The 13833-nt window shown below is 68.3% G+C and carries 15 protein-coding genes and 1 tRNA gene; 7 read left to right on the top strand and 9 right to left on the bottom strand.

The genetic code is table 11. From position 1 onward, the window contains the following. Nucleotides 1-39: 39 nt before the first annotated feature. Entirely contained in the window at nucleotides 40-555 is a 516-nt protein-coding gene (gene rplJ, locus QM591_RS01045) for a 50S ribosomal protein L10 (protein WP_067162488.1), read from the bottom strand. A 434-nt stretch (nucleotides 556-989) separates the two neighbouring features. Then, nucleotides 990-1970 carry a type IV toxin-antitoxin system AbiEi family antitoxin domain-containing protein gene (locus QM591_RS01040; RefSeq protein WP_415128699.1) on the bottom strand — a complete coding sequence of 327 codons (981 nt, stop codon included), beginning with the start codon at nucleotides 1968-1970 and terminating at the stop codon, nucleotides 990-992. Nucleotides 1971-2296: 326 nt separating this feature from the next. On the opposite strand from QM591_RS01040, the gene QM591_RS01035 reads away from it, so the two are divergent. The 4 genes from QM591_RS01035 (at nucleotide 2297) to QM591_RS01020 (ending at nucleotide 6599) form a co-directional block, all read left to right on the top strand. Then, nucleotides 2297-3013: a YqaJ viral recombinase family protein gene (locus QM591_RS01035; RefSeq protein ID WP_415128697.1), complete on the top strand. Its 717-nt coding sequence runs from the start codon at nucleotides 2297-2299 to the stop codon at nucleotides 3011-3013. Nucleotides 3014-3155: 142 nt separating this feature from the next. Then, a complete protein-coding gene (locus QM591_RS01030) occupies nucleotides 3156-4844 on the top strand; it encodes an MDR family MFS transporter (RefSeq protein WP_415128695.1) in 1689 nt (562 codons plus the stop codon). A 10-nt stretch (nucleotides 4845-4854) separates the two neighbouring features. Then, the gene (locus tag QM591_RS01025; RefSeq protein WP_415128693.1) at nucleotides 4855-5349 is read left to right on the top strand and encodes a MarR family winged helix-turn-helix transcriptional regulator; all 495 of its coding nucleotides are present in this window, start codon (nucleotides 4855-4857) and stop codon (nucleotides 5347-5349) included. Between the two features lie 203 nt (nucleotides 5350-5552). Then, nucleotides 5553-6599, top strand: a complete 1047-nt coding sequence (locus QM591_RS01020; protein ID WP_415128691.1) for an NADP-dependent oxidoreductase — start codon at nucleotides 5553-5555, stop codon at nucleotides 6597-6599. 10 nt (nucleotides 6600-6609) lie between these two features. Here QM591_RS01020 and QM591_RS01015 read toward each other — a convergent pair whose 3' ends face one another. Beyond that, the gene (locus QM591_RS01015) at nucleotides 6610-7503 is read right to left on the bottom strand and encodes a LysR family transcriptional regulator ArgP (RefSeq protein ID WP_415128689.1); all 894 of its coding nucleotides are present in this window, start codon (nucleotides 7501-7503) and stop codon (nucleotides 6610-6612) included. Nucleotides 7504-7572: 69 nt separating this feature from the next. On the opposite strand from QM591_RS01015, the gene QM591_RS01010 reads away from it, so the two are divergent. Both QM591_RS01010 and QM591_RS01005 read left to right on the top strand, forming a co-directional pair. Beyond that, on the top strand, nucleotides 7573-8226 hold the full coding sequence (locus tag QM591_RS01010; RefSeq protein WP_415128687.1) for a LysE/ArgO family amino acid transporter: 654 nt from the start codon (nucleotides 7573-7575) through the stop codon (nucleotides 8224-8226). Nucleotides 8227-8273: 47 nt separating this feature from the next. After that, nucleotides 8274-8552, top strand: a complete 279-nt coding sequence (locus QM591_RS01005; RefSeq protein WP_415128685.1) for an acylphosphatase — start codon at nucleotides 8274-8276, stop codon at nucleotides 8550-8552. Between the two features lie 78 nt (nucleotides 8553-8630). On the opposite strand, the gene rplA is transcribed toward QM591_RS01005, so the two are convergent. The 6 genes from rplA to QM591_RS00975 form a co-directional block, all read right to left on the bottom strand. Continuing rightward, nucleotides 8631-9320 (bottom strand): 50S ribosomal protein L1, encoded by a 690-nt coding sequence (gene rplA / locus QM591_RS01000; RefSeq protein WP_415128683.1) that lies wholly within the window; start codon nucleotides 9318-9320, stop codon nucleotides 8631-8633. Nucleotides 9321-9333: 13 nt separating this feature from the next. Then, nucleotides 9334-9765 (bottom strand): 50S ribosomal protein L11, encoded by a 432-nt coding sequence (rplK, locus tag QM591_RS00995; protein ID WP_067162507.1) that lies wholly within the window; start codon nucleotides 9763-9765, stop codon nucleotides 9334-9336. 225 nt (nucleotides 9766-9990) lie between these two features. Next, nucleotides 9991-11019 carry a transcription termination/antitermination protein NusG gene (gene nusG / locus QM591_RS00990; protein WP_415128680.1) on the bottom strand — a complete coding sequence of 343 codons (1029 nt, stop codon included), beginning with the start codon at nucleotides 11017-11019 and terminating at the stop codon, nucleotides 9991-9993. Between the two features lie 64 nt (nucleotides 11020-11083). Continuing rightward, nucleotides 11084-11347, bottom strand: coding sequence for a preprotein translocase subunit SecE (gene secE, locus QM591_RS00985; protein ID WP_415128678.1), 264 nt, complete (start codon nucleotides 11345-11347; stop codon nucleotides 11084-11086). A gap of 72 nt (nucleotides 11348-11419) precedes the next feature. Then, a tRNA-Trp gene (locus QM591_RS00980) sits at nucleotides 11420-11492 on the bottom strand. A gap of 204 nt (nucleotides 11493-11696) precedes the next feature. Continuing rightward, the gene (locus tag QM591_RS00975) at nucleotides 11697-12131 is read right to left on the bottom strand and encodes a pyridoxamine 5'-phosphate oxidase family protein (RefSeq protein WP_415128676.1); all 435 of its coding nucleotides are present in this window, start codon (nucleotides 12129-12131) and stop codon (nucleotides 11697-11699) included. 137 nt (nucleotides 12132-12268) lie between these two features. Here QM591_RS00975 and QM591_RS00970 point away from each other — a divergent pair. Continuing rightward, nucleotides 12269-13833: HSP90 family protein (locus tag QM591_RS00970; protein WP_415128673.1), on the top strand; the 1565-nt coding region annotated here is incomplete at its 3' end.

The raw sequence follows: 13833 nt of genomic DNA, 5'->3' as shown, positions 1-13833 counted from the left end.
TTCTCCTTGATTGGGGTTGTGCTATGCCGAAGCCCGGATTCAGGCCGCGGACTCCTGCTTCTCGCGCAGCGCGTCGACCGTGCGAACGGCCTTCGACGGCAGCGCATTGAAGACGTAGGCCGCCTTGGTCAGCGAGGCCTTCATCGCACCGGCGAGCTTCGCCAGCAGGACTTCACGGCTCTCGAGATCGGCGAGCTTGTTCACCTCGGCCGGGGTCAGAGCGGCACCGTCGAAGTACCCGCCCTTGATCACCAGCAGAGGGTGTGCCTTGGCGAAGGCACGCAGACCCTTGGCGACGGCGACCGGGTCACCGTGCACGAAGGCGATGGCGGACGGGCCCTTGAGCTCGTCGTCCAGGCCCTCGACCCCGGCCCGCTGGGCCGCGATCTTGGTCAGCGTGTTCTTCACCACGGCGTACTCCGCGTCCTGACGGATGCTGTTGCGCAGCTCCTTGAGCTGGGCAACCGTCAGACCGCGGTACTCGGTCAGCAGAACGGCGGTCGAGTCCTCGAAGTTCTTCGTGAGCTCGGCGACCGATGCTTCCTTCTGCGCCATGGCCACTCCTTGTGTGTACGAGACGTCCCGCGGTGGCGGGCCGTCGGCCGCGGGCGTCGGTCCGGTCATTCCACCCCGCACACGAAAAAGCTCCGGCGCAAGCGCACGGAGCTTTGGATCCCGTTTCCCGGGAAGTTCTGTGTACCTGCGTGGGCCCCTGCGTGCAGAGCTTCGTCGACGTCCGCTTGCGCGCACGCCGAGACCGACGGTCTTTGGCTTGTCTCTACTGTACCCCCGGCGCACCCATCCCCCCAAATCCCACCCCAAGTTCCCCCGCCCCGCCGGGCCCCACCCCGAATCCCCCGCCCGCGCCGCGCCCCACCCCTCTCGTCGAGAGCACATGCTCCCATCGAGGGCATACGTCACGTACGAACAAGACATGTGCTTTCGACGAGAACATGTGCTCTCGGCAAGAGGCGAACGGGCGGAGCGAGTCAACGGATGCCGAAGCGAGCAAGGTAGGCGGCGAAGGACGTGGACGAAGCGATGTCCTCGTCGACGGCGCGCAGCACCCTCCACCCGGTGACGGCTCGGATCTCGTCCTCCCTGAGCTTCTCTTCGATGACCACGTGCTCCACCGGACGACCGTCGCGCATATCGGCGTCGACGTACTTGACTCGCCCGTCGAACTCGAAGAACGACCGGATCTCGCCGATCGCGAGGTCACAGCGACGCCGCCGACCCCGCGGGAGGAGGACTTCGGGCTGCACCTCGATCTCACGGAAGCCCGCTTCGTGCCATCGCAATCGCGAGACACTCTCTCCGGGCGACTCCGCCCGGCCGTCGGCGAGTTCGAGTAGCTTGATCGCCCGGCGAACTCCGCGGCCGCCGGCGTGCTGGGCACACCGCGACAACATCTCTTCCCGCCACCTGTCGGCGACACTCTTCTGGTGCCCCGCCGCCACACCTGCTGTCACTCGCCCCAGCGCGACGTCGGCCGCCGAGAGCGACGCCTCGGCCCCGACAGTGCGGGCCAGGTCATAGACCGTGCGATCCAGCGACGTGCATCGAATGCCGTCGACCACCACGACATCCTCCGGAGGAAGCACGTCGCGGTGCCGGAAGAGCCCCTCGCGGCTCGGCATTCTCCCGTCGCGCGTCACGGTGATGTGAAGGGATCGGAAAGCGTGCCGGTAGAGCGGAAGTCCGTGGATGACGGCGGCGGACTCGTGAGAGAACGCAGACGTGCCGGTCGTCATCTCGCCGTGCGCGGCGACGATGGCCGTGAGGTGTCGAGACTCGGGCCAGAGGTCGCGCCAGAGATCCCCGTGGACATATCGGTTGCGCTGGAGGCGGATCCACTCGCCTGACTCGACAGCGGCGCGCAGCGCCCGCGCGCTCCACCCCGCCAACGCGAGCTGCCGAGACGTTACGACGAGTTCACGACACTTCGGGATATCGAGCGCCAGCCTCATTCGGTCAGCCTTGCGCGGTTTGGAGGGCTCGGCCCGTCACTGGATCCTGTCGCTCCTCACCCTTCGACACTCGGGCACCTGGGGAGGAGCCGCCGCACCCTCCGACGCCGCCGCGTACGCGCCTCGCCGCGAGCCCGTCGAGAGCACATGCTGCGGGTGAGCGCACACGTTTGTGACGTCCGGATCGTGTGCGCTCGATGACAGCATGTGCTCTCGAGGAAGGACCCCGGGAGGAAGGACCCCGGGAGGAAGGGCCCGGGAGCAACGGAGGAGCGCCGCGGAGTGTCCGACGAACGAGGTCGGCGGGGCGGGCTACCCTCGATGACATGACTCCGGAGGCTTTCGCGCGCGTGGCTCCGGAATTGGCCCAGCGCATCGTCGCCGACTCGCGGGATCGTGTGGCCTGGATGCGCGCACGCTCGCGAGGCATCACCGCGACCGACGTGGCACAGCTGACCAGCCCCAACGCGATCGCGCGGGCAGCCGACGCAAAGCTCACCGGAGGGTCGGGATTCTCGGGGAACGCGTACACCGCACACGGTCGCCAGCGCGAGCCTGAGATCGCCGCCTGGGTGGCCGCAACCCACAGCATCCAACCGTCGTCGGCACTGTTCCACGCCGTCGTCGAGAAGCGGCACTTGGCCACGCCCGACGGCATCTCCGTCGATGCGCAGGGGCGGGTCACCCTGTGTGAGATCAAGACGACCAAGAAGCCATGGCGATCGATCCCCCGCTCCTACTTGCGACAGGTGTGGTGGCAGCAGCACGTCCTGGGCGCCGAGCGCACGCTGGTCGTGTGGGAGCAGCACGACGACTTCGTGCCGGTGAGCGACGAGCCCCGGTGCGCGTGGGTGGACCGCGACGAGCGCGAGATCCGTCACCTCGTGGGGCTGGCCACCGAACTGATCGACGAGCTCTACCGGCGGACGATGCAACGGCGACAGACGGTCGACGGCGCACTGCTCGACGCCGCTCGCGCTCGCGCCGGCGCCGACACCCCGCGCCCCGCGGAGCCGTATCGCGCCCTCGCCCTCGCGGACTGAACCCGCCGCGCGAACCCGCCACGCCCCAGCCAGACGGCCGATCCCGCGCCGCGGGGAATAGTTGACGCACCTCAACGATTGAATCTATAGTTGACCAATCTCAACCGTTGACCTAGATCAATCAATTGTCGCAAGGAACTCCATGTCTGCCCCTTCTTCTCCGGCCGTCGAGAAGCCGCGCATGACGCACCGCCAGGTGCTCGAGGCGCTCTCCGGCCTGCTGCTCGGCATGTTCGTGTCGATGCTCGCCTCCACCGTCGTCTCGACGTCGTTGCCGGTCATCATCCATGACCTCGACGGCAACCAGACCGCCTTCACGTGGGTCGTCACCGCGACCCTCCTGACCACCGCGATCTCGACCCCGATCTGGGGAAAGCTCGCCGACCTCACCAACCGCAAACTGCTCTACCAGCTCGCGATCGCGATCTTCGTACTGGCGACCGCCGCTGCGGGCTTCTCGCAGAACCCCGAGACGCTGATCGCCTTCCGCGCCGTGCAGGGCATCGGAGCCGGTGGCCTGGCCGCCCTCAGCCAGGTGCTGATGGCGGACATCATCAGCCCGCGCGAACGCGGACGGTACATGGGTCTGTTCGGCGCGGTCATGGCTGTGGCCACGATCGGCGGACCGCTCCTGGGCGGTGTCATCACCGACGCCTGGGGCTGGCGCTGGAACTTCTTCGTCGCGCTTCCCATCGCGATCATCGCGTTGATCCTCGTGCAGCAGACACTGCACATCCCCCCGCGGCCCAAGAAGAAGACCACGATCGACTACCTCGGCATCGTTCTGCTGTCCACGGCGGTATCGCTCCTCCTCATCTGGGTCACCCTGGCGGGCGACTCCTTCGAGTGGTGGAGCCTGACCACCGTCCTCATGGTGGGCGGTGCACTCCTCGGCGCCGTGCTGTTCGTGATCGTCGAGCTGCGCTCGCGTGAGCCTCTCGTTCCGCTGTCGCTGTTCCGCAACCGCACCTTCACCCTGTCGGTGATCGCATCGATCGCCACCGGTATCGCGATGTTCGGGGCCTCGGTCTTCCTGAGCCAGTACATGCAGCTCGCCCGGGGTGCCACCCCGACGGAGGCCGGCTTCATGACCATCCCGATGATCGCGGGCCTTCTCGTCGCCTCGATCGGCGTCGGCGCGCTCATCACGCGCACCGGCCGCTGGAAGGGCTTCCTGATCCTGGGGGCCGTATTCCTCATCGCCGGCTCGACGCTGCTGTCGACGATCCACTACGACACCGACTTCACACTCGTCTCGATCTACATGTTCCTGCTCGGCGCCGGCGTGGGTATGACGATGCAGAACCTCGTGCTCGTCGTGCAGAACACGACCAAGCCGACGGAGATCGGCGTCGCGAGCTCGGGCGTCACGTTCTTCCGGAGCCTAGGCGGAACGATCGGCGTCTCGGTCATGGGTGCCGCTCTCGCCTCGCGCGTCACCGAGCTCGTCGCCGAGCGCAAGGACGACATCGTCTCGGCGCTGATGAGCCTGGGCGCGGAGGCGCAGAAGTGGCAGGACCAACTGCAGTCGGGAGCCCTCCCCCAGGTGTCCACGATGCCGCACGCGCTGCGGATCGTCTTCGAGGACATCTACGCGACCGGGATCTCCCATTCCTTCCTCATCGCGGTACCGTTCGCGGTGCTGAGCCTCATCGCCATCGTGTTCCTGCCGAACAAGGCACTGACGACGATGACGACCACCGAGCGGCTGCGCGCGGGCGAGGCGGACCTGGCCACCGTGTCCGTTCCCGCGGGGATGGACTCCGTCACCGCCACGGCCGACGACGACGCCCCGTCGGCGGGTCCGCGCCGCTCAGCTGGCGCGGAGTAGAGGAGACACCGTGTCCGCCTCTGATACCGAGCTCGCGCCGGCCTCCGGCGAAGCCGACGACCGCCTCGAGGCCCGCAGCCGCGCGGTGCGGGCCCTCGAGGCCGAGTTCGGCGAGCTGATCAACCAGTTCCGCCGGATCATCACCGACAACGCCAACCGAGTGAGCCCGGGCATGCTCCCCGGCGCCTACAAGGTGTTCACGACGATCGCCCGCCGGGAATCCGTGACGCAGACGGCGCTCGCCGAGCACCTCCTGGTCGACAAGGGACAGCTGTCCCGGACGGTGCGCGAGCTCGAACGACTCGGTCTCGTGGAGCGCACGCCCGATCCCTCCGACGGCCGGTCCAGCCTCCTCTCGGCGACCCCCTTCGGACGGGAACGACTCGAAGAGGCCCGCGGGCCCCAGGAGGACCTCCTGCTGCGGAGCCTCGAGGACTGGCCGGAGGAGGAGATCCGAAGCCTCACCCGACTCCTCCACGCGCTCACCTCGGGCGTGCGACCCTGACGGTGCACGGCGCGGTGGCCCGGCCGGGAACGGAGCGCCTGCCATCATGGGGGTTCCGCTCGTCCGTCGGTCGTCCGAGGGGCGCGGGACCGGTTCCCACCGGTAGCACCGGCGTAACACGGACGAGACAATCGCGCGGTTGACTGGTGCCATGAGCCGCACGTGCTGACGACGTCGACACGCACGGGGAAGGATACACACCGATGGACAAGTCCCGACTCACGCGACTCCGTCCGACGCGCTCCGGCGAGACTCCTGTCGCCGCGACCACGAACGAGACGATTCCCGAGACGATGCGAGCGGTCGTGTTCGACGCCCCCGGCGATGCGGGAGTGCTCCGCGAAGAGCGGATTCCCGTCCCGGCCCCGGTCCTCAGTGAGGTGCTGGTGCGCGTCGTGGCCGCCGGAGTGAACCCGATCGACGCCAAGACGCGCGCGGGTCGTGGCGCACACTCGGGCATCACCCAGCACCCGAGCACTCTCGGGTTCGACTTCAGTGGCGTCGTGGTGTCCTCGCCGTACGAGAGCCACCCTTTCCCTTCGGGCACCGAGGTGTTCGGAATGGTCCCCTTCCCCCGATCGGGCGGAACCTACGCGGAGTATGCCGTGGTTCCCACCCTGTCGGTGGCGCGCAAGCCGACGTCGCTCTCGCACGTCGAGGCCGCCGGGGTCCCGCTGGCGGCGTTGACGGCGTGGGGGCTCGTCGTCGAAACCGCGCACGCGCACGAGGGGCAGCGCGTGCTCATCCATGCGGGATCCGGCGGTGTCGGTCACTTCGCCGTACAGCTGGCCGCCTACTTCGGCGCCCACGTGACCGCGACGGGGTCGGAACGCAACCTGCCGTGGCTGCGTGACCTGGGCGCCGCCGTGACCGTCGACTACGCCACCACCCGGTTCGAAGACCTGGTTGACGGTGTGGACGTCGTGATCGATCTCGTGGGCAACGTCCACGACGACACCGGGACGCGCTCGCTGACCGTCCTCCGCCCCGGAGGCCTCTACGTCATGGTGCCGACGGGGTCGTGGCCCGGCTACGCCGAGGCCGCGGCGCGGGCCGGTGTCCGCGCGACGTCGTACAAGGTGATCCCCGACGGCAGCGTCCTGAGCACGCTGGCGCGCCTGCTCGATTCCGGAGCGATCCAGGTCTACGTCGATCGAGTGTTCGATCTGGCAGAGGCCTCCGACGCGCACCGCGAGATCGAACGTGGTCACTCGCGGGGAAAAGTCGTCCTGCGCATCGGCGACGCCTGAGGCCCGCGCGTCATCCGGCGCGGCCGAGCACACGCGCGCCTTCGGCCACGATCTCCTCGGCCACCAGATCGAGCAACGGCGAATGCAGATTCCACTGCTGCCACGACAGCGGCACGTCGATGGACGGTCCGCCGAGTCGGACCAGGGATCCGTCGGCGAGACCGCGAGCGCTCTGTACCGCGGGAAGCAGGCCCCATCCGAGCCCTCGGAGCACGGCCTCCGCAAAGTCGTGCGAGGCGGGAACGAAGTGTCGGGGGCCCGAGTCGTCCGCCGCGCCGAGGAGCACCAGCCAGCGACGCTGCACGTCGTCACGACGGTCGAAGTCGACCCGAGGCGCCGAGGCGAGCGCGTCCAGAGACGGAACGGCGTCGCTTCGCGCACCCCACCAGCGCTCCGCGAACTCCGGCGCGGCAACGGCCTCGTACCGCATCACACCGAGCGGAACCGCACGGCATCCCGCCACGGGCTCCGCCCTCGAAGTGACGGCCCCCATCACGGTGCCCGACTCCAGAAGGCCGGCGGTGAAGTCCTGGTCGTCACGATGCAGGTCGAAGACCAGCCGCGTGCGTCGCGTCAGGCGCGCGAGCGGCTCGAGGAACCAGGTCGCGAGGGAGTCGGCGTTGACGGCGAGCGGAATGCTCACGAGCTCATTCCCCGTGAGAGCGGTCATGGCATCGTGCTGGATCAGGGCGAGCTGGCGGGCGAAGCGGACGATCGGCTCCGCGGCCGCCGTCGGCCGCACCGGTTTCGCTCGGACCAGCAGCACCCGCCCCACGCTCTCCTCGAGCGCTTTGATGCGTTGACTGACCGCCGACGGCGTGAGGTGCAGGCGCCGGGCCGCCGCATCGAGGCTGCCCTCCTCGATCACGGTGGCGAGCGTTCGCGCGAACTCTGCGTTGAACATGAAGCTCAGCTTATGCTCGTTGAGTTTTCTGAACTGGACCTGTCGAACGCGCGGATCTACGGTCGAGGGATGATCACCGCCGTGTTGGCCGGTTTCGGACTGGGCCTTTCCCTCATCGTCGCGATCGGGGCTCAGAACATGTTCGTGCTTCGCCAGGGCATCCGGCGCGAGCACGTTCTGGCGGTCGCCGCTGTCTGCGCCGCCTCGGACGCCGTGCTCATCGTCGTCGGGGTGTCGGGACTCGGACTGGCCATCCAGGCGGCGCCCTGGTTGGTCGAGGTGGTGCGGTGGGCGGGCTTCGCCTTCCTCCTCGGATACGCCGCTCTCGCCGCCCGGCGAGCACTGCGGCCTACCGGCGCGACGCTCGCGGTGGCGCCGGAGCCTGACGCCACTCGTCGCCGATCCACACGGCCCGCTCAGCTCACCGCGGCGGGCACACGGCTCGCCCCGGTGCTCGCCACGTGCCTGGCCCTCACGTGGCTGAACCCGCACGTGTACCTCGACACCGTCTTCCTGCTGGGCTCGGTTGCGAGCACGCAGGGCGACCTCCGCTGGTGGTTCGCGGGAGGGGCGGCGACGGCGAGCGTGGTCTGGTTCTTCGGCCTGGCCATCGGCGCGCGGTACCTGGGGCGGTGGCTCGCAACCCCCCGCGCGTGGCGGATCCTCGACGGCGTGATCGCCGTGGTCATGGTGTCCATCGCCGTCTCCCTCGTGATCCCCTGAGGTCCGACCCGCCGAATCCGCGAGAGGGTTCCTGCCAGGATGGGGCGATGAGACACGTGCATCTGACCGTGGAAGGGATCGTCCAGGGTGTGGGATACCGCTACTCGCTGCGGGCGGAGGCGCGGCGACACCGCGTCACGGGGTGGGTAAGAAACCGAGGCGACGGATCGGTGGAAGCCGAGCTCCACGGCGCGGCCACCGACGTCGAGGCGGTCATCGCCTGGGCCGGGAGCGGCCCTCGCGGGGCCTGGGTCTCGGGCGTGTCGGTGAGCGACCTCTCCACGGACTCCGATGCGGACGACTTCGAGATCCGCGCCGACGCGTGAGCTGACGCCCGAGCAGTGCCCAGCGGAACGACGAAGGGGCCCCGCCGAGCGGCGGAGCCCCTTCTGCTGACCCGGGGGTCAGGCGAGCGAGTTGACGTCCAGCGGGATGCCGGGACCGAAGGTGGTCGACACGGCGCCCTTCTGGATGTAACGACCCTTGGAGCTCGACGGCTTCAGACGCACGATCTCCTCGAGCGCGGCCTTGAAGTTCTCGTCCAGCTGCTCAGCGGTGAACGAGGCCTTGCCGACGACGAAGTGCACGTTGGCGTGCTTGTCGACGCGGAACTCGATCTTTCCGCCCTTGATCTCCTCGACGGCCTTGGCCGGGTTGGGGGTCACGGTGCCGGTCTTGGGGTTCGGCATGAGGCCACGGGGACCGAGGACCTTACCCAGGCGACCGACCTGGCCCATGAGCTCGGGGGTCGCGACCGCCGAGTCGAACGCGGTCCAGCCGCCGGCGACCTTCTCGATGAGCTCGGCGCCGCCGACCTCGTCGGCACCCGCGGCGATCGCGGCCTCAGCCGCTGCGCCGGTGGCGAAGACGATGACGCGGGCGGTCTTGCCCGTGCCGTGCGGCAGGATGACCGTGCCGCGGACCATCTGGTCCGCCTTGCGCGGGTCGACCGCGAGCTTGAGGGCGACCTCGACGGTGGAGTCGAACTTCTTCGACCCCGTCTCCTTCGCCAGCTTCACGGCCTCGGTGGACGTGTAGAACGAGTCGCGGTCGATCTTGGCCGCGGCAGCTTCGTAAACCTTGGACTTAGCCATGTTGTTCTCCCCCTCAGTCCTCGACCGTGATGCCCATGGAACGGGCGGTGCCGGCGATGATCTTCGAGGCGGCCTCGAGGTCGTTCGCGTTCAGGTCGGGCTGCTTGGTCTCGGCGATCTGGCGCACCTGGTCCTTGGTGAGCTTGCCCACCTTGGTCGTGTGCGGGGTCGGCGAGCCCTTCTGCAGGCCGGCGGCCTTCTTGATGAGCTCCGCGGCCGGCGGAGTCTTCAGGATGAAGGTGAAGCTACGGTCTTCGTAGACCGTGATCTCCACGGGGATGACGTTTCCGCGCTGCGACTCGGTCGCGGCGTTGTACGCCTTGCAGAACTCCATGATGTTGACGCCGTGCTGACCGAGCGCGGGGCCGATCGGCGGCGCCGGGTTGGCGGCACCGGCGTTGATCTGGAGCTTGATCAGGCCGGTCACCTTCTTCTTGGGTGCCATGTTCTTCCTTCTGTCGAGCGCTCGGTGCCGGAGCATCGCGGGCGCGCTTCCACGTGTCAGGCCATTCCTGACGGTGGTGGGGTGATCGCGCGACACGCGCGCAACCGCTCAAGTCTACCAGTCCTGCGGAGAGGAACGCAGGCTGCAACAGCAGAGCAGGACGATTCGCGGGGAATCGTCCTGCTCTGGAGACGTCGTCCTGTGCGGCGGACGACGCGCCGTTGACTACTGCTTGGTGACCTGATCGAACGAGAGCTCGACCGGAGTCTCGCGCTCGAACAGGGAGACGAGCACGGTGAGTTTTCCGCTCTCGGGCTTGATCTCGCTGATCGAGCCCGGAAGACCCGCGAACGAGCCCTCCTTGATCGTGATGGTCTCGCCGATCTCGAAGTCGACCTCGGTGACGACGCTGCGGGCCTGGGTCGCCGAGCCCTTGGCCGCGCCCTTGGCGGGGGCGACGTCCTTGACCTCGACGAGCGACTTCAGCATGTTGAAGGCCTCTTCGAAGCGGAGCGGCGTGGGATTGTGCGCATTGCCCACGAACCCGGTGACACCAGGCGTGTGGCGGACGACCGACCAGGTGTCCTCATTGAGCTCCATGCGCACGAGCACGTAGCCGGGGATCCGGACGCGCGTGACCATCTTGCGCTGGCCGTTCTTGATCTCGACGACGTCCTCCATGGGGACCTCGACCTGGTAGATGTCCTCCTCGACCTCGAGCGTGGACTTCCGCTGCTCGATGTTGGCCTTCACCTTGCGCTCGAATCCGGCGTAGGAGTGGATGACGTACCACTTGCCCGGGAGGCTGCGCAGTTCGGCGCGGTAGGCCTCGTACGGGTCGAGGTCGGCGTCGGACTCGTCGTCCTGCGACACCTCGGCGTCGCCGTCGTCGTCGCCCAGCTCGGGACCGTCGTAAGGAGTGACCTCCTCGGCGGCCTCGGCGGCGGCTTCGGCCTGCTCCTCGGCGAGGGAGTCGGTGAGCACCTCGGCGGCGGCCTCGGCTTCGGCGGCCTCGTCGATCTCCAGTGCGTCGTTCACGATGGCATCAGCCTCCGGGTCGTCGATCTCGATGTCAGCATCGCCCTCGTCGACGCCGTCCTCGTCTTCGTCGACCACGTGGATCGCGATGTGCTCGGCCGCCTCGGAGGAGCGCTCCTGGTCGGCGAGGTAGTTGCCCTCCTGGGCCTCGTCGTCCTCGCTGGACTGCTCCGCGGCGGTCGCCCAATCGGCGTCGTCGACATACTTCTCAGACAATTGCCTTCTCTTCCATCGGATGGTCGGGTGAGGTCATCCCGCGAGTGTTCGAGCGAACGGTGGATCAGCTCGGCACGCCGAAGACGACGTTCACGACCCAGGTGAACAGCAGGTCGAGGCCGTAGACGATCGCCATCATGACGACGACGAAGCCCAGCACGACCGCCGTGAACTTGCCCAGCTCCTGCCGGGTCGGGGTGACGACCTTGCGAAGCTCCGCGAACACCTGGCGGATGAAGAGGGCGATGCGCTGGAAGAAGTTCAGCTTCTTCTCGCGAGACACGCCGCCGACCGCGACGATCTCGCCGTTCGCCTCATCCTGGACCATGTACCCACCTGTATGAATTGCGTCGGCGCCAACTCGGTGCTGGCGCTGTGTGTCAACGTATGCGCTGACGCGCAGGGCGGACAGGAATCGAACCTGCAACCTGCGGTTTTGGAGACCGCTGCTCTGCCAATTGAGCTACCGCCCTATGCCGGACGCGAGTCCGACGGGTGTGCAGACGACGACCTTCCGGTCGCCCGTCCACGCACTTCTACCGTAACCATGGATACGAGGTTTCAGGCCCGCGGGCACGGCAAAAGAATGCAGACAACTGCGCGCACAAGTGTACGGCATGCCCTGGGGCCGTGCGAATCAGGGACGGCGGCGGGGCGAGACCGGGGCGCGGAGCGGGTCAGTACTGCTGGATGCCGTAGCGGTCCGGTTCGTCGCCACGGCGGAAGTCGCGGCCCGAGACGGAGTCGGGGGTGATCCGCACGTAGTTGTACTTGAGCGTCGGAATCCACGGCTTCAGCGGCAGGTCATCGGCGGCGCGAACCTCGTCGGAGCTCTCGAGACGTTGCGCACGCCCGCGGACGACGACGCTCCAGGCATCGGTGGCGGTGTAGTCGTCGACCTCGAAGAGCACCTCGTCGTTGATGGAGAGCTCGGTGAGCTTGCTCCCCTCCGCCGTACGGAACACGATCGTGTCCCCGTCGAGCGTGTAGTTGACGGGGAAGATGTCGAGCACTCCCCCGACGGAGGTGACCAGCCGGCCGAGCTCCTGCTCCGCCAGGCGGTCGAAGCACTCCCGGTCGCTGAGATAAGAGATGGCGGCAGTGTTGTCCATGACCCCATCCTGCCCCCGAGACCGCCATCTGCACAGGCCTGGATGGCCGGGATAATCGCGGGCATGCTGGGTAGGCTGGAGGCACCCGGATCACCGCCTCGCGGCGGCGACGCGCCATGACACAGCACCATCGAGGAGTGACGCTGAACGACCACGCTGCCGCGCACCAGTTCCAGGTGGATCTCCGCGGCGTCATCGACCTCCTGAGCCGGCACATCTACTCGAGTCCGCGCGTCTTCTTGCGCGAGCTGCTCCAGAACGCCGTCGACGCGATCTCCGCGCGTCGGGCGCTCGACGGCGGCGGCGGCCGCGTGCGCATCACGCCGATCGGCGGGGAGTCGGCGGAGTTCGTCCTCCGCGACGACGGCGTGGGCCTGACCGAGACCGAGGTCGCCGACCTCCTGGCGACGGTCGGTCGCAGCTCGAAACGCGATATCTTCGACCTGCCGCGCGGCGACTACCTGGGACAGTTCGGCATCGGGATGCTGTCCTGCTTCATGGTGTGCGACACCATCGTCATCCGGTCTCGGAGCGCGGCCGGCGGCCCCGGGGTGGAGTGGACGGGGCACTCCGACGGCACGTTCACCGTCGGCCCCACCGAGGACGACCTCCCCGTCGGCACGAGCGTTCACCTGCGACCCCGCCCCGACAGCCGTTCGCTGCTGAGCACGACGACGATCCTCGAACTGGCCGAGACCTTCGGGCGCTACCTCCCGGTGACGGTGGTGGTCGACCTCCCCGCCGGGGGCGAGACCGTGGTCACCGAACCCGCTCCGTTCCTGGAGGGCGATCTCGAGGCGCAACGCGCCTACGGTCGCGAGCTCGTCGGCGCCGAGCCGCTCGATGTCATCCCGCTCACCGTCGCCGGCACCCAGACCCGCGGGTTGGCCTTCGTCCTGCCCTTCGCTCCCCCGCCCACCGCGCGTCAGAGCACGCGCGTATACCTGCGTCGCATGCTGTTGACCGAGCGGGCGGACGATCTGCTGCCCGACTGGGCGTTCTTCGTCCGTGCGGTGGTGGACTCGGGGTCGCTGAACCCGACGGCGAGTCGGGAGTCGCTCGTCGACGACGACGCCCTCGAGCAGACCCGGCGCGAGATCGGAGAGGCGATCCGGCGCTGGATCCTGGATCTCGCGCTGAGCGATCCCGGGCGCCTGGCGCACTTCGTGGCGATCCACGAGGTCGCACTCAAGTCGCTCGTGCGTCACGACGAGGAACTCGCGCGGTTCATCGTCCGGTGGCTGTCGGTGGACACGACGGTGGGGCGCCTGCGCATCGAAGAGCTCGTGCGGCGGTTCCCGCGCATCCGTTTCGCCGAGACGGTGGACGAGTTCCGTCAGGTGGCGAGCATCGTCGCGCCCGGCTCGGCGCTCGTGAACGGCGGATACCTGTACGACGCGGACCTCATGCGTCGCCTTCCCGAACTGTTCGACGGTGTCGTGGTCGAGCAGGTCGACGTCGTGAGCGAGATCGATCGCCTCGACCCTCCTGCCCTCGAGGACCGCGATGCCGCCCTCGCGCTCGAACGGCGCGCGGCGTCGGCTTTGGAAGGCGTCGACGTATCGGTTCGCTCCTTCGATCGCACCGAGCTGCCGAGCCTGTTCGTCGCCGATCCCGAGGTGCTGCGCGCCCTCGACCGCGGCCGGGCCCGCAGCGCCGGCGGGGCACTGTGGGGCGGCGTCCTCGACCGTGCCGCGCGTGC

It is taken from the genome of Microbacterium sp., from assembly GCF_047607225.1.
In the GTDB taxonomy this organism is placed as follows: Bacteria; Actinomycetota; Actinomycetes; order Actinomycetales; family Microbacteriaceae; genus Microbacterium.
Note: the sequence above shows the minus strand (reverse complement) of the source record. Positions and strands in the feature narration are given on the sequence as shown.